This window comes from Bradyrhizobium jicamae (assembly GCF_018130215.1).
Classification (GTDB): domain Bacteria; phylum Pseudomonadota; class Alphaproteobacteria; order Rhizobiales; family Xanthobacteraceae; genus Bradyrhizobium; species Bradyrhizobium jicamae_A.
This window is the reverse complement of record NZ_JAFCKQ010000067.1, coordinates 15,267-32,510: the sequence shown is the minus strand read 5'-3', so window position 1 is coordinate 32,510 and position 17,244 is coordinate 15,267. Positions and strand designations below refer to the sequence as shown.

At 63.2% G+C, this 17,244-nt stretch carries 16 protein-coding genes; 10 read left to right on the top strand and 6 right to left on the bottom strand.

All coding sequences use genetic code 11. The features are described from left to right. The 5 genes from JQ586_RS37345 to JQ586_RS37325 all read left to right on the top strand — a co-directional run. A partial coding sequence (locus tag JQ586_RS37345; RefSeq protein WP_409411041.1) for a thiamine pyrophosphate-dependent enzyme occupies nt 1–369 on the top strand: 369 nt, incomplete at its 5' end. Beyond that, nucleotides 362–1,483 (top strand): enolase C-terminal domain-like protein, encoded by a 1,122-nt coding sequence (locus tag JQ586_RS37340; protein WP_212399645.1) that lies wholly within the window; start codon nt 362–364, stop codon nt 1,481–1,483. The genes JQ586_RS37345 and JQ586_RS37340, both read left to right, overlap by 8 nt. Further along, nucleotides 1,480–2,421 carry a hypothetical protein gene (locus tag JQ586_RS37335; RefSeq protein WP_212399644.1) on the top strand — a complete coding sequence of 314 codons (942 nt, stop codon included), beginning with the start codon at nt 1,480–1,482 and terminating at the stop codon, nt 2,419–2,421. Before JQ586_RS37340 ends, JQ586_RS37335 begins: the two co-directional genes overlap by 4 nt. Nucleotides 2,422–2,461: 40 nt before the next feature. Further along, on the top strand, nt 2,462–3,061 hold the full coding sequence (locus tag JQ586_RS37330) for a gluconate 2-dehydrogenase subunit 3 family protein (protein WP_312017078.1): 600 nt from the start codon (nt 2,462–2,464) through the stop codon (nt 3,059–3,061). Then, the gene (locus JQ586_RS37325; protein WP_212399642.1) at nt 3,051–4,700 is read left to right on the top strand and encodes a GMC family oxidoreductase; all 1,650 of its coding nucleotides are present in this window, start codon (nt 3,051–3,053) and stop codon (nt 4,698–4,700) included. Before JQ586_RS37330 ends, JQ586_RS37325 begins: the two co-directional genes overlap by 11 nt. Here JQ586_RS37325 and JQ586_RS37320 read toward each other — a convergent pair. After that, nucleotides 4,660–5,742 (bottom strand): SDR family oxidoreductase, encoded by a 1,083-nt coding sequence (locus JQ586_RS37320; RefSeq protein WP_212399641.1) that lies wholly within the window; start codon nt 5,740–5,742, stop codon nt 4,660–4,662. The genes JQ586_RS37325 and JQ586_RS37320 overlap by 41 nt on opposite strands. A gap of 284 nt (nt 5,743–6,026) precedes the next feature. Here JQ586_RS37320 and JQ586_RS37315 point away from each other — a divergent pair, with 284 nt between their 5' ends. Next, a complete protein-coding gene (locus tag JQ586_RS37315) occupies nt 6,027–8,648 on the top strand; it encodes an MMPL family transporter (RefSeq protein WP_212399640.1) in 2,622 nt (873 codons plus the stop codon). A gap of 21 nt (nt 8,649–8,669) precedes the next feature. On the opposite strand, the gene JQ586_RS37310 is transcribed toward JQ586_RS37315, so the two are convergent. Then, the gene (locus JQ586_RS37310) at nt 8,670–10,433 is read right to left on the bottom strand and encodes a glycoside hydrolase family 15 protein (protein ID WP_312017077.1); all 1,764 of its coding nucleotides are present in this window, start codon (nt 10,431–10,433) and stop codon (nt 8,670–8,672) included. A 368-nt stretch (nt 10,434–10,801) separates the two neighbouring features. Between JQ586_RS37310 and JQ586_RS37305 the strand changes: the two genes are divergently transcribed. Continuing rightward, nucleotides 10,802–12,157, top strand: a complete 1,356-nt coding sequence (locus JQ586_RS37305; RefSeq protein ID WP_312017076.1) for an MFS transporter — start codon at nt 10,802–10,804, stop codon at nt 12,155–12,157. 109 nt (nt 12,158–12,266) lie between these two features. Beyond that, nucleotides 12,267–12,974, top strand: coding sequence for an MgtC/SapB family protein (locus JQ586_RS37300; protein ID WP_212399637.1), 708 nt, complete (start codon nt 12,267–12,269; stop codon nt 12,972–12,974). 391 nt (nt 12,975–13,365) lie between these two features. Here JQ586_RS37300 and JQ586_RS37295 read toward each other — a convergent pair whose 3' ends face one another. Continuing rightward, nucleotides 13,366–13,587, bottom strand: a complete 222-nt coding sequence (locus JQ586_RS37295; RefSeq protein ID WP_212399636.1) for a hypothetical protein — start codon at nt 13,585–13,587, stop codon at nt 13,366–13,368. A gap of 146 nt (nt 13,588–13,733) precedes the next feature. Here JQ586_RS37295 and JQ586_RS37290 point away from each other — a divergent pair, with 146 nt between their 5' ends. Beyond that, a complete protein-coding gene (locus JQ586_RS37290) occupies nt 13,734–14,000 on the top strand; it encodes a hypothetical protein (protein ID WP_212399635.1) in 267 nt (88 codons plus the stop codon). Between the two features lie 705 nt (nt 14,001–14,705). Here the strand turns inward: JQ586_RS37290 and JQ586_RS37285 are convergent. The 3 genes from JQ586_RS37285 to JQ586_RS37275 form a co-directional block, all read right to left on the bottom strand. After that, a complete protein-coding gene (locus tag JQ586_RS37285) occupies nt 14,706–15,155 on the bottom strand; it encodes a PPC domain-containing DNA-binding protein (protein ID WP_212399634.1) in 450 nt (149 codons plus the stop codon). 87 nt (nt 15,156–15,242) lie between these two features. Continuing rightward, nucleotides 15,243–15,455 carry a hypothetical protein gene (locus tag JQ586_RS37280; protein WP_212399633.1) on the bottom strand — a complete coding sequence of 71 codons (213 nt, stop codon included), beginning with the start codon at nt 15,453–15,455 and terminating at the stop codon, nt 15,243–15,245. A 24-nt stretch (nt 15,456–15,479) separates the two neighbouring features. Next, complete coding sequence (locus JQ586_RS37275; RefSeq protein ID WP_212399632.1) at nt 15,480–15,635, bottom strand: hypothetical protein; 156 nt, start codon at nt 15,633–15,635, stop codon at nt 15,480–15,482. Between the two features lie 355 nt (nt 15,636–15,990). Here JQ586_RS37275 and JQ586_RS37270 point away from each other — a divergent pair, with 355 nt between their 5' ends. Then, nucleotides 15,991–17,172, top strand: coding sequence for an MFS transporter (locus JQ586_RS37270; RefSeq protein ID WP_212399631.1), 1,182 nt, complete (start codon nt 15,991–15,993; stop codon nt 17,170–17,172). Nucleotides 17,173–17,244: the final 72 nt, after the last annotated feature.

The following is a 17,244-nucleotide window of genomic DNA, read 5'->3' as shown; positions in this document are numbered from 1 at the left end:
CTCAATCAGGTGACGTGGGAACAGCGCGTCATGGAAGGCGACCCGAAATTCAATGCCTCGCAGCAGATCCCCAACGTGCCGTACCATCGTTTTGCGGAGTTGATCGGCCTGAAGGGACTCTTTGTCGACCATCCTGACCGGCTTGGCCCTGCCTGGGACGAAGCCCTGACGTCTGACCGGCCCGTGGTCCTCGAAGTCAAGACAGATCCCGAGGTCCCACCGCTGCCGCCGCACATCACGCTGCAGCAGGCCAAGAAGTTCACCGAGACGCTGGTCAAGGGAGATCCTCGCGAAGGCAACGTCATCACCGGGACCGCGCGCCAGGTTCTGGAATCCATCCTGCCGGGCCGTGATCGTGGCGATGCCTGAGACATATGGCGCGGCACCGATCGAAACGATCCACGCCGCGGCCTATCGCGTTCCGACCGACCGGCCGGAGGCGGACGGCACGCTGGCGTGGACCTCGACGACCCTCGTCGTCGCCTATGTCAGCGCGGGCAACAGGCGTGGACTCGGCGTGACATATGCACATGCCTCCGTCGTGGCCGTAATCAATGACCTGCTGGCTCCCATCATTGCCGATCGCGACTGCTTCGATATCGGCGGATGCTGGATCGCAATGCAGCGCGCCGTCCGCAATGTTGGACGATCGGGCATTGCAAGCTGCGCAATCTCGGCGCTGGATCTCGCGCTGTGGGATCTGAAGGCGCAACTGCTCTCTGTTCCACTCGCAAAGCTGTTGGGCTGCTGTCGTACCAACGTGCCGGTCTATGGCAGCGGCGGCTTTACCTCTTATTCGAACGAGGAATTGAGGGAGCAGCTCGGACACTGGGCGAAGGCTGACGGCTGCCGCTTCGTCAAGATGAAGATCGGCAGCGAACCCGAACTGGACCCGAAGCGCGCGGAAGCGGCGTGGCAGGCGATTGGCGAATGCCAATTGTTCGTCGACGCCAACGGAGCGTTCGACGTCAAGCAGGCGTTGCGCTTCGCGGCCCTGACGGAAGACCTGGGTATTCGCTGGTTCGAGGAGCCCGTTTCGTCCGATGACTCCGCGGGCTTGCTCGCGGTCCGGAGCCGGACGCCGGCAGGAATGGAGGTGGCTGCAGGCGAGTATATCTTTACCCTGGATGACGCCGATCACCTGCTGTCGCGGCAGGCCGTCGATGTGCTCCAGGCCGATGTCACGCGATGCGGCGGCATCACGGGCTTTCTGGAAATAGCCGCGCTGGCTGAGGCACGGCACATCGACTTGTCCGCGCACTGCGCACCATCGATGCATCGCCATCTCGCGTGCGCAATTCCGAGGTTGCGCCATATTGAATGGTTTCACGACCACGCCCGCATCGAGCAGATGCTGTTTGACGGCGCTCCAGCCGTTCGCGACGGCAATGTCGCACCGGATCTGTCGCGCTTCGGTCATGGGCTCGGCTTCAAGGCCGCGGACGCCTCGCCCTACCATATCTCAGGGGACGCATTGGCATGAGGCGGCTGCCGGCAGTCAAATCTCGGCGCGTGGCCCTCGCCTCCCTGCAGGAGATCGCGGGCAGCCTGAGCGAGAAATATGCGCCAGGAAAGGCAGTCCGGACGCGCGTTCCCGAACCGGGCGGCAATGTCGGACGCAAGCTCAATTTTAGCTCTGCCCTGCTCTCTTTCTCCGTGCTGGCCGACAGCGGCCTCGAGCATTATCGCGGCTCCTTCCAGAACCGCTTGATGTACCTTCCACTGGCGGTATCGGCCGCCACGCTGGCGGCAAGCCTGTTCGGCATCGTGGACGGGCGGGCGAAATCTCACGTGGTCCGCGACGGTCTCTACGGCCTCGCCGCCCTGACGGGGGCAACCGGTCTCGGCTTCCACGGATACAATATCGTGAAGCGGCCAGGCCATCTGTCATGGATCAACCTCTTCTATGCCGCGCCAGTCGGAGCGCCGGTGGCGCTGCTGCTTGCCGGAGTGCTTGGCCGGGTCGCCGAGCGGGTGCGGGACGATGAAGCCTCGACGCTTCTGGGTTATCCGGCGGGCGAAGTCCTCGGCGCGGTCACCTCGGCGGGATTGGCGGGAACGGTCGCCGAGGCAGGTTTGCTGCACTTCCGTGGCGCCTTCCAGAATCCCGGCATGTTTCTACCCGTCGTGGTGCCCCCGGCGGCCGCCGGCCTGCTCGCCATGACACTTTTCCGTTCGGGCAACGTCGTGCGGCGCGCGGCGAAGCTCGGCCTCGGGCTGACGGCGTTGCTCGGCTTTGTCGGCGTCGGATTTCACGCCTACGGCGTGTCTCGCAATATGGGCGGCTGGCGCAACTGGAGCCAGAACATTCTCAACGGTCCGCCCCTGCCTGCACCGCCGTCATTCACGGGATTGGCGCTGGCCGGGCTTGCCGCACTGTCCCTGGTCGAGAGAAACAAGAAGGCGGGCTTTCATGACTGAGCGCTATCCGGGCTACAATGTCCTCAACAAGCGCAATTCGGTGTCCTGGAACGAACAGACCCGCGCGGTGATCGATGCACGCACCGGCATCGACCCCGACTTTCACCGGTTTTGCGACGAGGCCGAGTGGAAAGCCCTCCGCGCCCTGTGTGACCAGATCATCCCGCAACCCGCCGATCGCACCGTCAAGGTACCTCTCGCGGCGATGATCGATCAGAAGCTCTATAGCGGCAAGGGCGACGGGTATCGCGACGCCCGCCTGCCCGAGCAGGACAAGGCCTGGCGATTGGGGTTGGCTGCCATCGACACCGAAGCCGTGGCGGCATGCGAAAAGCCGTTCAGCGACCTCAGCAATGACCAGCGGCGTTGGCTGTTGTGCCGGATCCAGCGCGGCCAGGTCTCGAGCGAGGCCTGGCAAGATCTGTCCCCCGCTACCTTTTTCGCGAAGCGGCTGCTGCACGACATCGTCAGCGCATATTACGCGCACCCGGCTTCATGGAGTGAAATCGGTTTCGGTGGACCGGCAGGTCCGCGCGGCTATGTGCGCATGAACTTCGATCGCCGCGATCCCTGGGAGGCGGCCGAAGCCTCGCCCGGCCGGGAAGACCGGGCGCGCCGGGAGAACGAACGTGTGGGATGAGAGCTCGCCAAGGGCCGTGAACGGACGCGCACCCGATGTCTTCAGGCCGGGCGCCTGGGTGCCCATGCGCGAATACCCTGAAGACAAGGCGGTCGATTTCGCCATTGTCGGAACGGGTGCGGGAGGCGGAACGCTCGCGTGCAAGCTCGCCGAACATGGCTTCTCCGTCGTCGCTTTCGACGCAGGACCTTACTGGCGTCCGCTCGAGGACTTCGCCTCCGACGAGACGCATCAGTCGAAGCTGTATTGGACGGACAAGCGCATCGTCGACGGCGACAACCCGCTGCAGCTTGGTGCCAACAATTCGGGAAAGAGCGTCGGCGGATCGACCGTCCACTTCGCCATGGTGTCGCTTCGGTTTCGCCCCGAATGGTTCAAATCGCGCAGCAAGCTCGGCTACGCGGTCGACTGGCCGCTCGATTGGCGCGAAATGTGGCGGTACTACTCCGAGGTCGAGCAGGCCCTGAAGGTTTCGGGGCCGCTGCGTTATCCCTGGGGTCCCGCGCGTCCACGCTACCCATATCGCCCGCACGAGCTGAACGCTGCCGCGCTGGTTCTTGCCGAGGGCGCCGAAGCGCTCGGCATCGATTGGACGCCGACGCCGCTGGCCACCCTTTCCGCCCCCCGTGGCCTCGCTCATCCCTGCGTCTATCGGGGAATGTGCGTGATCGGCTGCTCCACGAACGCCAAGCAAAGTGTGCTGGTGACCTGGCTGCCACGCGCGCTCGAGGCCGGCGCCGAGATCCGGGACCTCGCCATGGTGGGTTCGATCGAGCATGACACCGCCGGACTCGCAACCGGCGTTCACTATCAGCGCGAGGGCCGCTGGCATTTCCAGAGAGCAAGGAATGTCGTGGTCGCCGGTTACGCGATCGAGACACCGCGGCTGCTGCTCAATTCGGCCAGCGCCAGGTTTCCCGATGGCCTCGCCAATTCTTCCGGGCTGGTCGGCAAGAACTTGATGGTGCAGTCGAACCAGGCGGTGTGGGGCGTGATGGACCGCGAAATCCGCTCCTACAAGGGACCGCCCTCGCTCGCCATCACCGAGCATTGGAACTACGCCGACGACGGCAAGGACTTCCACGGCGGTTATTGCTACATGAGCCAGGGCCCGCTGCCGATCGTGTGGGGCACGACCCAGGCCAGCAAACGCGGGCTGTGGGGACAGGACCTGCTCAACGCCATGGAAAACTACAACCATCAGGTCGGTCTCAAGATCGTCGGCGAGACGCTGCCCCAGGAGCGCAACTGCGTGACGCTCTCCGACGAGCGCGACCAGTACGGCCTGCGCATTCCACGCGTGACCTATGCGTTCTGCGACAATGACAAGCGCCTGATCGCCCATTCGCTCCGGTTCATGCGTCAGGCACTGGAGGCGGTCGATGCCCACGACATATGGGACGAAGACGACGACACCTGCCATCTGAACGGAACTGCGCGGATGGGCGACGATCCCTCAAGCAGCGTCGTCAACGCTGATTGCCGCTGCTGGGACATTCCCAATCTGTGGATCTGCGACGGCTCGGTCTTTCCGACCGTCGGCGGGGTCAATCCTTCACTGACGATCGAGGCGATCGCCTGCCGCACGGCCGATCGGATCAAGGCAATGGCACGGCGCGGCGAGCTCTCAAGGTCCTGACGGTTTCGTGCCGAAGCGAATTTGGCGGGCGGGGCGAACGAGGGCGGCGGCGCCTGGCCACAGCGGCTCCCGCCACCAAGAACAGCGTCGCTCCGATGATGACGCAGGCAGCACGGGCCAATTCGCCGTCGATCAACATTGCGTGCAGGGACGATCCGACGCTGAACGAGCCCCTGGTCCGATGCAGGGCGGTGACCGGGTGATCCAGATTGTCGTCTCGACCCGCGGGGAGCGGCGTGCTGGTCTGCTGGCCGGCCACCGCCTTTCGCGCCAGATAACGGTCGAGATATGCGGGAACCACGCTGTTGCCGAGGATCGTGAGTATCGTCTGCCAGCCAAGCCAATATTCGCGTGATGATCCTTCGGCCACACGAAAAACCGCGTCAGCCACGACCTCCGGCTCGACGGGCACGCCCATCGGACGCGGCGCGTGCGGAATATGAGCTCGCGCCCAGTCGAACTGAGGCGTGTTGACCGCCGGCAATTCGATGACACTCACCGTCACGGGCGATTTTTCATGGAGCAGCTCCGCGCGGAGCGAGTTGGTGAACCCGCGCATGGCGTGCTTGGCGCCGCAATAGGCGGACTGCAGCGGAATGCCGCGATAGGCCAATGCGGAGCCGATCTGGATGATACGGCCTCGCCGGCGAAGCCGCATCGATTTCAAGGCGGCCATGGTGCCGTGGACGAACCCGAGATAGGTGACCTCCGTCACCCGTCGGAATTCCGTGGGATCAATGTCCGCCACCGTCGAGAATACGGTTTCCATTGCGTCGTTGATCCATATGTCCATCAACCCGAGCCGCCGCTCGAGCCGATCGGCGGCGGCAAACAGCGCCGCGGCGTCGCACACGTCGACCGCCTCCCATTCCACATCCCTGGCGCCGGACGCCAGCAATTCTCGCTGCACGGCCTCCAATGCGGTCTGGTCCCGCGCAATAAGGCCGACGCGATCGCCCGCTTGTGCGAAACGCGCCGCGATCGCGCGACCGATGCCGGCGGACGCGCCGGTGATGATGACGGTGCGGGCCCGGCGATTCATTAGAGGTACCTGCGATGAGGACTGGCCGAGCCGGCGCGTCCCGACCGCGTCAGCGGCGTCGGCCGGCCGCTGAGTGACAAATGGGGATGGCACAAGTGAAGGCGGTACTCGCGCATGATGGCCTCTTCCGGTGGCTTGTGCCTCGCTGCAATCGTCCAACCCCCTGCCCGCACTGCGGTTCCTAACTGGAAGTTTAGTGCGGCGGCGTCGAACGAACGGCCGGTTCAGCGCGTTTTGTCCTTGTTCCCTGCGGTCCCGGATACAATTGAGCAAGGCAGGTTATGATGATCCGTTCGACCATCGTCAGAATCGTCTCCGCCTGCGCCCGGTCTTATTGGGCTGTGATCGTCGCGGGAGCGCTGTTGATGGCAGGCGCCGTGGTCTTCGACGTCACCCGCTTCTCGATCAACACCGACGTGCAACGACTGATCGCTCAGGATTTGCCCTGGCACGAGCGCCAGATCGCCTTCACGCAGGCGTTTCCGCAGAAGGGCATTTCAGCGGTGGTGACCGCGCCAACGCCCGAAAACGCCGATCAAGCCACGGATGCGCTCGCAGGAGCTCTGAAGGATAATCCCAATCTGTTCCCGAGAGTGGCACAGCCCGACAGTGGCGAGTTCTTCGACCGCCACCAGTTTCTGCTGGCCTCGACGTCAGACGTCCAGCGAACCATCACGGGCCTGACCCAGGCGGAACCGCTCCTGAGACAGCTCTCGCGGGACCCTAGCCTTCGCGGCGTCATGAACACGCTGTCATCTGTTGCGGGTCAAGTACGGCGGAGACGGCTCGGACTCGAGCAGCTGAAATGGCCGCTGACGCTTGCTGCTGAAACGCTGAATGACGTGCTCTCAGGCAAGGCGGCCTCGTTTTCATGGAAAGAACTGCTCCAGGGGCACCACACATCCGCGGACCAGCGGCGGCATTTCCTCGAGGTCGAACCGCGGCTTGACTTCACCAAGCTGCAGCCTGGATCGGCGGCGGATCAGGGCATTCGGCAAGCCGCGGCGCAGCTGAACCTGCAACAGAGATTTGGCGCGACGGTCAGGCTGACCGGCCAGGTCCCGATGGATGACCAGCAATTTTCGGTCATACGAGATAGCGCGCTGCGCGATACAGTCACGGCCGCCCTGGGTGTCCTGATCGCCCTCTGGCTGGCCCTGCGGTCCTGGAAGATCATTGTCGCGGTCTTCTTCAGCCTCCTGGTTGGACTTGCGACGACCGCCGCGCTGGGTCTCGCCCTGGTCGGTTCGTTCAACCTGATCTCGATCGCCTTCTTCGTTCTGTTTGTGGGTCTCGGTGTCGACTTTGGCATTCAGTTCAGCGTTCGGTATCGCGCAGAACGCCGCGACCACGGCGTCTTGCTGCAGGCATTGGAAAGCACCGCGAAGAAGGTGGGCAGTCCCCTCGCCCTCGCTGCAGCAGCAACCGCCGTCGGATTCTTTGCCTTCTTGCCCACGAGCTATAGCGGCCTGTCGGAGCTCGGGCTGATCGCAGGCTGCGGCATGCTGATTGCTTTTGCCTGCAGCATCACGCTGGTTCCCGCGGTCCTGGTGCTGCTTGATCCGCCGGCCGAAGCGGCGCCTGTCGGTTTCAAGTTTCTCGGACCGCTCGATGATTTTCTCCAGCGTCACCGCATCGCCGTTGTGCTTGGAACCATCGGACTGGCCGTCGTGGCGTCTCCGTCGCTGCTGCATCTGCCATTCGACTTCAACCCGGTGAACCTGCAGAGCCCGAGCTCGCCGGCCGTCATCACCTACCATCAGTTGCAGAAGGAACCAGAGACCAGCGGCAGCGATGCCGAGATACTGGCACCGTCCATCGAGCAAGCCGCGGCGACAGCGAAACGCCTCGACGGCCTCCCGGAAGTGTCGCGCACCATCACGGTGAACAACTACGTTCCCAGCGATCAGGATGCGAAAATCGCAGCGCTGAAGTCGGCGTCCGCGAAGCTCCGGCCGGCACTCGAAACGCGAACTCACGCCGCACCGACAGACGAGCAGACCGTTGCTTCGATCAAGAATGCAGCACAGGCCCTGTCGGACGCCGCCGGGAGCGAGCAAGGCGCAACCGCTGACGACGCGCGGAACGTATCCGCCCTGCTCAACCGCCTTGCGCAGGCCGACACCGCCACGCGCCAGAGGGCCGAAGCCGCAGTTGCCTCGCCGCTCCGCTTTGATCTCGAACAATTGCGTCAAAGCATGTCACCCGAGCCGATCAGCATCAAGACCCTGCCGCCGGATCTGCTCGGCGACTGGGTGCTGCCTGATGGCCGCGCTCGCGTCGAGGCGCTCCCCAAGGGTGATCCGAGCGATAGCCGCGTTCTGCAGGGATTTGCGGCAGCCATTCTCAAGGCAGATCCCACGGCGACCGGACCGGCAGTCACCTACTATGAGGGCGGCCGAACCGTCACGACGGCCTTCATCGAAGCCGGCGTCTTTGCTCTGCTGGCGATTTCGATCCTGCTCCTCGTCACGCTGCGACGGTTCGTGGACGTTTTGCTAACCCTCGTTCCGCTGTTGCTCGCGGGTGCCGTAACGCTCGAGGTCTGCGCCCTCGACGGGCTTTCCCTGAACTTCGCCAACATCATCGCGCTTCCCTTGCTGCTCGGTGTCGGCGTCGCATTCAAGATCTACTACATCATGGCGTGGAGGGGCGGAAAGACCGGCCTGCTCCAGTCCGCCCTGACACGCGCTGTCGTATTCAGCGCGACGACAAACGCCGTGGCTTTTGGGAGCATGTGGGCATCGAACTATCCCGGCATGTCCAGCATGGGCAAGCTGATGGCGCTGGCACTGCTATGCACCATGGCCGCCGCCGTGCTGTTCCAGCCGGTCCTCATGGGGCCACCGCGTCAGCTCAGCAATCTCGACGAAGCCGAGCCGGATCTGCGCCAGGCGGCGGAGTGATGGCACGACCAGTTCGCGAGACTATGTCCCGTTCGTAAGACGATGCACCGTGTTGACCATGGCGACGTGGGAAAACGCCTGAGGAAAGTTGCCAACCAGTCGTCCGGGCTCCGGCGCATATTCCTCCGAGAGAAGGCCGACATCGTTGCGCAAGCCAAGGAGCTTCCGGAGCAAGGCGTGAGCTTCGGCGTTCCGGCCGGTCATGTGATAGGCATCCGCGAGCCAGAAGCTGCAAGCGAGAAACGCGCCCTCTCCGCAGGAAAGACCAGGCGCCGAAGGGGCGGGATCGCAGCGCCTGACCAACCCATCGACAAGCAGCTTCCGCTCGATCGCCGATATCGTTGACAGCATCCTCGGATCATCCGGCGGCAGGAAGCCGAGCGCGGGCATGCGGAGCAGGCACGCGTCGAGCCCGGTCCCGCCATAGCTCTGAACGAACGCCTGCTGCTGCGCATCGTATCCGTTGCGACAGACGTCGTCATGGATGACTTCACGCAACTTCTTCCATTCGTCCACCTCGCCCGGCATTCCGAACTCTTCCGCGCTCTTGATGCCTCGGTCGAATGCCACCCAGGCCATGACCTTCGAATATGTGAACTGGCGCGGCTCTCCCCGCATTTCCCAGATGCCGTGATCCGGCCTGGCCCAGATCTTTGTGAGGTGATCGAGCAACACCCTCTCGATCGCCCAGGCTCTCCTGTTTTCGGGGAGTCCATCGCACCGCGATTGATAGAGTGCATCCATCAATTCGCCATAGACGTCGAGTTGCAACTGCGTGTGCGCGGCGTTTCCGATGCGGACAGGCCGGGAGCCCTCGTAACCCGCCAACCACGGCACCTCCCATTCGGTCAGCCGTCGTTCGCCCGAGACCCCGTACATGATCTGCAGTTGCGTCGGGCTGCCCGCGACTGCACGGATCAGCCAGTCCCTCCAGGCCTCCGCCTCGTCGTAATAGCCTGACGCCATCAGTGCCAGCAATGTCAGGGTCGCATCGCGGATCCAGCAATACCGATAGTCCCAGTTTCTCGCGCCTCCGATCTGTTCCGGCAGCGATGTCGTGATCGCAGCAACGACTCCGCCGGTCGGACGAAACGTCAGCGCCTTCAGGGTAATGAGCGACCGGCTGGCCGCTTCGCGCAGCGACCCGGCTCCGTGATAGCGCGACGACCAATAATGCCAGAACTGCTCGGTCGACTGAAGCAGGGCATCCGCATCCTGAGCGGAAGGTGCCGCCGCCAGCCATGATGCCTGATAGGTCAGGACAAACCGGACGCGCTCTCCCGCGGTCACGGAAAACGAGGCGAAGCTCCTGGTGCCGTGGCTCGACAGAGGGATCTCGCTGCGCAGCTCGAGCATGTGGGGACCGGCCACCAGGTTGAGCGAATCGTCGTGGAGCTTATTGACCCACGGTATCGTAGCGCCGCCGTCAAACCGCACGACGAGCTCGGTGTTCATTCGGACCTGTCCGTCGATGCCTTCGACGATCCTGACGATGGTGGAATTGCCGTTCTTGAGCGGCATGAAGTCGATGACCCTGGCGGTCCCACCAGCGACGGTGTGCACTGTTTCGAGAACCAGGGTGCCCGGGAGGTACTGCCGTGTCACGGAGCCGGCATTATTGGGAGCCAGCAGCCAGCGGCCATTCTGCTCGTCGCCGAGCAACTTCGCGAAACAGCTTTCCGAATCGAAGCGCGGCAGGCACAGCCAGTCGATGGAACCATCCCGCGCGACGAGGGCTCCGGTTTCGCAATCGCCGATCAGTGCATAGTCCTCGATCCGAGCCACTACAGCACCCACCGATGAAGCGGCGTGTCGTTCCCGGTTCCAACGAAGCGGTGCCCGATCATTGCAGCCGAGCAATCGGGCTTGGGCCCATGGCGTTGCTGAACATTCATGGTCCGCAAACTGCGCCGACAGGCTCGCGGTTCCAACACCAGACCGATATCCGCGAGCCGGAAACGAATGACACACTTCTCCTTCACCGATTCGGGCAGGCAGGAGCAGCGATCGCGTGGCAAATCGGAACGCCGATGCATCGTGAACATTGATACCGACCTCCAACCAGGAGTTGGGCTCGCGTGTCCACCGCATCGTCCGCCATCCAGACCGACATCCCGTTCCGGCTCGACCGCTTGCCATGGAGCCGCTTCCACGTGCTCGTCGTGCTCGGTCTGGGGATCACCTGGATTTTGGACGGTCTCGAGGTGACCATCGTGGGCTCACTCGGACCGGCCTTGCAGGATCAGGAGACACTCGGCCTGTCGAGCGCAGAGTTGGGAATGATCGCCTCTTTCTATGTGATCGGCGCCGTGACAGGTGCGCTCGCATTCGGCTGGACGACCGATCGATTCGGACGTCGACTGGTCTTCTACGTAACGCTCGCGATCTACCTGTTGGGTGTGTTGCTGAGCGCGCTCGCGTGGAATTTCTGGAGTTTCGCCGGTTTCCGATTGCTGACCGGGCTCGGAATTGGCGGCGAGTATGCCGCTGTCAATTCAGCAATCGATGAGCTCATCCCGGCAAAGTATCGCGGCCGCGTGGACCTGATCGTCAATGGCAGCTTCTGGCTTGGCGCCGCTGGCGGCGCGCTGGCAGCGCCATTCCTGCTGAACCAGAACTATTTTTCGGTCAATCTGGGGTGGCGCCTCGGCTTCGGCATCGGAGCGGTTCTTGGCTCGACGATTCTGCTGCTGCGGCAATTCGTGCCCGAGAGCCCGCGCTGGCTTGTGACGCACTGTCGCGATCAGGAAGCGAGGGCAATCGTAACGGAGATCGAAGGCGCCGTTGCCGCCGAGGCAAGGCAGCAGCTGCCACCGCCTACGGAACGTCTCACCGTCCACCCGCGCAAATCATTCGGGCTTGGAATGATCTTTTCAGCCATGCTCGATAAGTACCGCCAGCGCAGCGTCCTGGCGCTCACATTGATGGTCGCGCAATCGTTTCTGTACAACGCGGTCTTTTTCACGTTCGGCCTGATCCTGGCTCACTTCTATCATGTCGAAAACGAATGGATCGGCCTCTATATCCTGCCGCTTGCCCTCGGCAATTTCTGCGGACCGCTCCTGCTCGGCACGCTGTTCGATACGATCGGCCGCAGGAAGATGATCGCGTCGACCTTCGGCCTGAGCGGGCTCCTCCTGATCGCAACCGGACTGTTGTTCGGACTGAACTACCTGACGGCCGTTACACAAACCATCGCGTGGCTCATCATCTTCTTCATAGCCTCGCCGGCGGCAAGTTCGGCCTACCTCACCGCGAGCGAGATCTTTCCGCTGGAAACAAGGGCATTGGCCATCGCCTGCTTCTATGCGCTGGGGACCGCGCTTGGCGGCAGCATCGCGCCCTCGGTGTTCGGCCGACTGATCGAGTCCGGCTCATCCTGGCAGGTCGGTATCGGGTATATCGTAGCTGCGCTGCTTCTGATCATCGCCGCGATTGTCGAAATCAGGTTCGGCGTGGACGCCGAGGGAAAATCGCTGGAAAGCATCGCCGAGCCACTTTCCGGATAGCCTGCAGGGCGGTCGGCCAGCCCGGGAATAGGAACGTACGGTCCCACCCAGCATTGGCCTTCATGGGCAGGGAACCCACACGACGCGCGTCGTGGTTGCGGAGCCGGGCATGCCACTCCATCCGACCTGGACCGACATCGCTATCCGCCTCGCGCTGACGGTTCTCGCCGGCGCCATCATCGGTTTTGACCGCGGCGCGCGTGGACATGCCGCTGGCCTGAGGACCACGATCCTGGTCGGCCTCGCCGCGTCGCTGTCGATGATCCAGGCCAATCTCCTGCTCCCCGTCGACGGCAAGGGCTCGGCCTCCTTCTCGGTGATGGACGTGATGCGGCTTCCGCTCGGAATCCTGACGGGAGTCGGCTTCATCGGCGGCGGCACGATCCTCAAGAAAGGTGACCTTGTCACCGGCGTGACGACGGCTGCGACGCTTTGGCTGATCACGATCATTGGACTTTGCCTCGGCGGAGGTCAACTTGCCCTCGGCTGCGTCGGTACGGCCATGGGAGTCGTGACCCTCTCGGTCCTCAAGTGGATCGACGTCAAGATTCCTCGACGTCACCGCGCCGCCCTGGTGGTTGCCGGCAAGCCCGATCCCGGCGTGATCGACGCTCTGCCGAAATTGATCGAGCCGCTGCATTATCACGCACGGTTTCTCGAACAGCGCCACAGTGACGGATCGACAGATGCGCACTACCTCTTCGAGGTGTCCTGGCGACGCCCGGAAAAGGCGCCCCCGCCGGTCGACCTCTTGCGAATGATCGAGAAACACTTCGTCATCAAGTCTTTCGAGCTGACCAGCGAGAACGGCAAGTAACCCTGCGTCGAAGCCGAGTTAGGAACGCGGCTTCGACCATACCGTTAGGCGGTTGAGGCAACCAGCAATGAGAGGCGACCATGAAGGTTTGCGACGCGATGACACCGGACGTCCAGTCGTGCACCCCCGACGATACGCTTCGCGATGCCGCAACCACCCGGCACGCGCAGGTCTAGATGTTCGCGCGGCTCCGCTCCGCGTCGGTACGCCCAGCGAAGCGACGATCGGGGTACGCCAATGGCCGATTACGTTCCTTGGATCTTGATTGCCGGCGGGATCGTGGTGCTGATCGTCACGGTGCTGCTCTGGCGCGCCAACTACGTCAGCTCGGATTAGGATTGGACCGCGCACCCGGCACACAACCGCATTGCGCGGGCGGCCCTTCATGCCGTCAGCCGCCGACCAGCCTTGGGTAGAACAGGGTCTCCTCTGCGGCGGGATCCAGCGCGCGGACCAGTGCCACTTCCCCTGGCCCCGTTCGGGTCGCCGCAGTGTAGCCGTCCGAGATCAACTGTTGAAAGCGGGCCTGCGCCCAGGCCAACTGCTCGCTGTCTCCAGCATCAAAGGAGTGGCGCGTATCACCGGCGTGATCCATGACCAAAAGCGTTGCCATCGTCGTCTCCAATCATCGCAGCGGTGACAATCTCGGCGTGAGATCAAAGTTCCAGCGCGATGCGTCGCCGGCCCACGCGACGAAGTTCACATCTTGAAGCGTCACGTCAGGCAGGCTGCCCCAGTTGCGGTTGCGGATTAACTTATGTGAAGAATTTTGAAACTATCGCCGGGCCACCGCTTTTTCTGCTTATGCAACCGGCGACCGAGGTCCAGCTAGTCCGCGTAACGACAGATGACGGCGAGATCCAGATTTGGCTCGCCGCAACGTCGCGAGATCAAGCCCTCGACTCGGTGCTGGACGCTATCCCGGAAGGATGGGCCGTGAGCCTCATTCAGCGGCAACTCGCCGCGGAGCAGATCCTGCTGCTCAACATGGTGCTCGGGGAGGTGCGCCGACATCAGGTGTCTTGATTCCCGACCAAGGTCGGTCAGGGCGGGTGCCATCAGCCCCCGCCCCCTGTTTCGGCCGCAATGGTTCCTCCCGCTGGAAGAAATTCCCCGCACCTCCGATTAGCATATTTAAATGCTTCGTCCCGGGACTGTTGGTGTGATTGCGTCACCGCCAACAGCGAGCGGACCCGACGCGATGGAAAAGAAACGGCGCAACCGCGCGAAGCAGACGACCTCTCTGAATTACCGTCTTCATCAGCTCATCAAGAGCGCACGGAGACGAGCCGAGAACCTGCCGGTTGACAGCATGGAACGCGCATACCTTCTGAAGAAGGCGGGCCAGGCTGAGCAGGCCGTTCGGATGGCGGACTTTCTGTCTGCGCCGCGGACCAGTGACCGGAAAGAGCATGTCGGTCCAAGGCCGGTTGGCTGATCGGCTTGGGGAAATCAAAGTTCCAGATGCTGTGGCTACGCGACCGGACCTGGCGGTTAGCCGGGCATCACCAGCAATCCGAGATACAACCAGAGTATGATCGTCACTGTGGTCGTCACGGCGAACAAGTACCGGTCGATCATCTCGGACATCCACGCTTGAGGCAGCTTGGGTATTGATGCGGATCGAGGTTGCGATGTCGGCGGCGACGCTTCGGTCGCTTCTTTGAATGCCCTTCCCTCGGTTCCTGCATTTACCTATGAGGGCCCCGGACGCAACGTGTCTCGCGCCGCCTAGCCGCTTTCTTCGAGGTCTATCAACGCAATCCCGAGCTCCGGCCGCTTCGTCCGTCGCAAGCGTGCTGGCGTTTCCGTCATGACCACTTCGAGAGTTGGACGGACCGTTGCAGCGACGAGATGGCCTCCGCGGGTGGTGCCATCAGCCAGCCCGAGGACAACATGGACGTGCAGGCTCGGCTGGCCATCATCGGCGACCGCGACGTCGCCGACGGCGCTCAGTACCTCGCACTGCTCCCGCACCTCGATCTTCTTGTAGGTCCTGCGTTCCAGGTCGAACCATCCAACCATTGCCTGTTCGAAAGCGCCGATCGCGGTCAGCGACGCCGCAGCAACGTTCAGGCTTTTGGCGACCTCAGTGAGGGTTGCGAACGCCTCTTCACCCGAGTCCAGAACGACGACATAAATCCGTTCACCTGCCTTGTCGGAGACAAGCTTGGCTTTCATGGCAAAACCCTTCTTGTGGACCTGGCGGGGCGCCGAGTCCATTCGACGTCGATCAAGTCGCGACAATCACTCGGCGCGATGGCGCGATCACCAGGCACGATGCGTCAGCGCGGCCTCGCCTTCCTCGCGCGCCGGCACGCTAACGTGAACTTCGTGCCCCTCGCGGATCGCCAGCGAGGCAGCCGCCGCCGCGGATTCGAACGCCGCCTCCTTGGTGGCATACCCGCCGTTCAGGTTGCCATCGTGCAGCACGCCCCATTCGCCATCAACAGGGATTACCGAATATTGCGCCAGTCCCATTGCGACCTCCTCGTGTTGTCCGGACTACGAAGCGTCTCTCTTGTAGCGGTCGCGGACGATGTCCTCTCCGGCCTGGACGGCGCGCCGATCCCTGTAATGATATTGCAGCACTCCAAAGATCAGGGCCGTCAGCAGGATGAGCGCTCCGACGCCAAAGGCGATTTCCCAACCTATGTCCATCGATCCCTCCATGAGTTCAGACATTGGGCGGTGCGCACGAGAGGCGACCGCCGCCTGTCAATCGGGGCCGGATCGAGGCCTGAGTTGGCTGACGGTTGGCGCCCGAGACGCGCCAGCCGACCTCATCCGCGGCCCGCGCGGTTCGTACTGGCCGGGTCGTCGAAAACGCCGCCGATGTCTGCGCGGCTGGCAAGGCAAGAAATCGGGTACGCTGATCTTCGGACCCAAGTCGTCGCTTTGACGTTTGTTCCTGCACAGTATGCCGCTTCGCAAGAGCTGGCCTCACAGGGGAGTATCCGCTCGAGACCATCGGGCGCGTCGGATGATGACCAGCGGCAGAACCAAGACACACGACATGACCAGGCCATTGTGGGCGCTGCTCGCCTTGAATTTCTTCATGGCGGACATGCAGTCGGGGATCGGACCCTTCGTCGGCGTATTCCTGCAAAGCCACGGCTGGACGAGCGGACTGATCGGAACCGCCCTGACGATCGGCAATGTAGCGGGAATGCTGATCACCACGCCAATCGGCGGCTGCATCGATACGACCGACTACAAGCGCCTCTGGGTGATCGTGCCGGGCGTCGCCGTCGTCGCGGCGTCGGCCATCATCCTTGTCTCGCAGCATTTCTGGGCCGTCACCCTGTCCCAGATCGCGACCTCGGTTGCGGGCGCGGCGATCGTTCCGGCGGTCACGGGCATCACGCTCGGCATGGTCAGGCAGCGTGGCTTCAACCGGCAGAACGGCCGCAACCAGGCCTTCAATCACGCGGGCAACATGCTGGGTGCAGCCGCTTCGGGCTATCTTGGCTGGCGATACGGCTATGTCGCGGTGTTCCTGCTTGCGTCGGCGTTCGGCCTGCTGACGATCGCGAGCGTGATGCTGATTCCGTCTGATGCGATCGACCACCACGCCGCGCGCGGCAAGGAAGACGATCCCGAGAGCCAGCCGCACGGATTTTCGGTGCTCGTCAAGCACAAGCCACTGCTGATTCTCGCCGTCGCGCTCGCGACCTTCCATCTCGGCAATGCCGCGATCGTGCCGCTCTACGGGCTCGCTTCCGTCGCCGGCGGCCTCGGCAACGGCCCGGGCGTGGTGGCGACCACGATCGTGGTCGCGCAGGGAGTGATGGTGATCATGTCGGTCGTCGGCATGCACGCCGCCGAACGCCGCAACTTCTGGCCGGTCTTGCTGGCGTCATTTCTGGCGCTGCCTGTGCGCGGCGTGCTGGCGTATTTCCTGTCCGGCTGGTGGGGCGTGTTTCCTGTCCAGATCCTCGACGGCGTCGGCGCGGGTCTGCAAAGCGTGGCTGTGCCAGGCATCGTGGCGCGCACGCTCAATGGCACAGGACGCGTCAATCTCGGCCAGGGTGCCGTGATCACGATCCAGGGAATTGGCGCGTCACTCAGCCCCGCGCTCGGCGGCTGGATCGCCCAATGGGTGGGTTACCAGATCGCGTTCCTGTGCCTTGGAGCCTTTGGCCTGATCTCGGTCGCGCTCTGGATTTTGCTGCGGAGCGTCGTCAACAAATATTGAGCGCGGCCGGCATCTGGTTCGCATCTCCAATGCGCCTTATTCAACTTTGTATCCAAGGATCAAAGCGGGCCG

Excerpts from the sequence above, each read along its gene's own strand:
- JQ586_RS37340 (WP_212399645.1), top strand. The coding sequence starts at position 362 with ATGCCTGAGACATATGGCGCGGCACCGATCGAAACGATCCACGCCGCG.
- JQ586_RS37335 (WP_212399644.1), top strand. The coding sequence starts at position 1,480 with ATGAGGCGGCTGCCGGCAGTCAAATCTCGGCGCGTGGCCCTCGCCTCC.
- JQ586_RS37320 (WP_212399641.1), bottom strand. The coding sequence starts at position 5,742 with ATGAATCGCCGGGCCCGCACCGTCATCATCACCGGCGCGTCCGCCGGC.
- JQ586_RS37315 (WP_212399640.1), top strand. The coding sequence starts at position 6,027 with ATGATCCGTTCGACCATCGTCAGAATCGTCTCCGCCTGCGCCCGGTCT.
- JQ586_RS37300 (WP_212399637.1), top strand. The coding sequence starts at position 12,267 with ATGCCACTCCATCCGACCTGGACCGACATCGCTATCCGCCTCGCGCTG.
- JQ586_RS37295 (WP_212399636.1), bottom strand. The coding sequence starts at position 13,587 with ATGGCAACGCTTTTGGTCATGGATCACGCCGGTGATACGCGCCACTCC.
- JQ586_RS37285 (WP_212399634.1), bottom strand. The coding sequence starts at position 15,155 with ATGAAAGCCAAGCTTGTCTCCGACAAGGCAGGTGAACGGATTTATGTC.
- JQ586_RS37280 (WP_212399633.1), bottom strand. The coding sequence starts at position 15,455 with ATGGGACTGGCGCAATATTCGGTAATCCCTGTTGATGGCGAATGGGGC.
- JQ586_RS37275 (WP_212399632.1), bottom strand. The coding sequence starts at position 15,635 with ATGGACATAGGTTGGGAAATCGCCTTTGGCGTCGGAGCGCTCATCCTG.
- JQ586_RS37270 (WP_212399631.1), top strand. The coding sequence starts at position 15,991 with ATGACCAGGCCATTGTGGGCGCTGCTCGCCTTGAATTTCTTCATGGCG.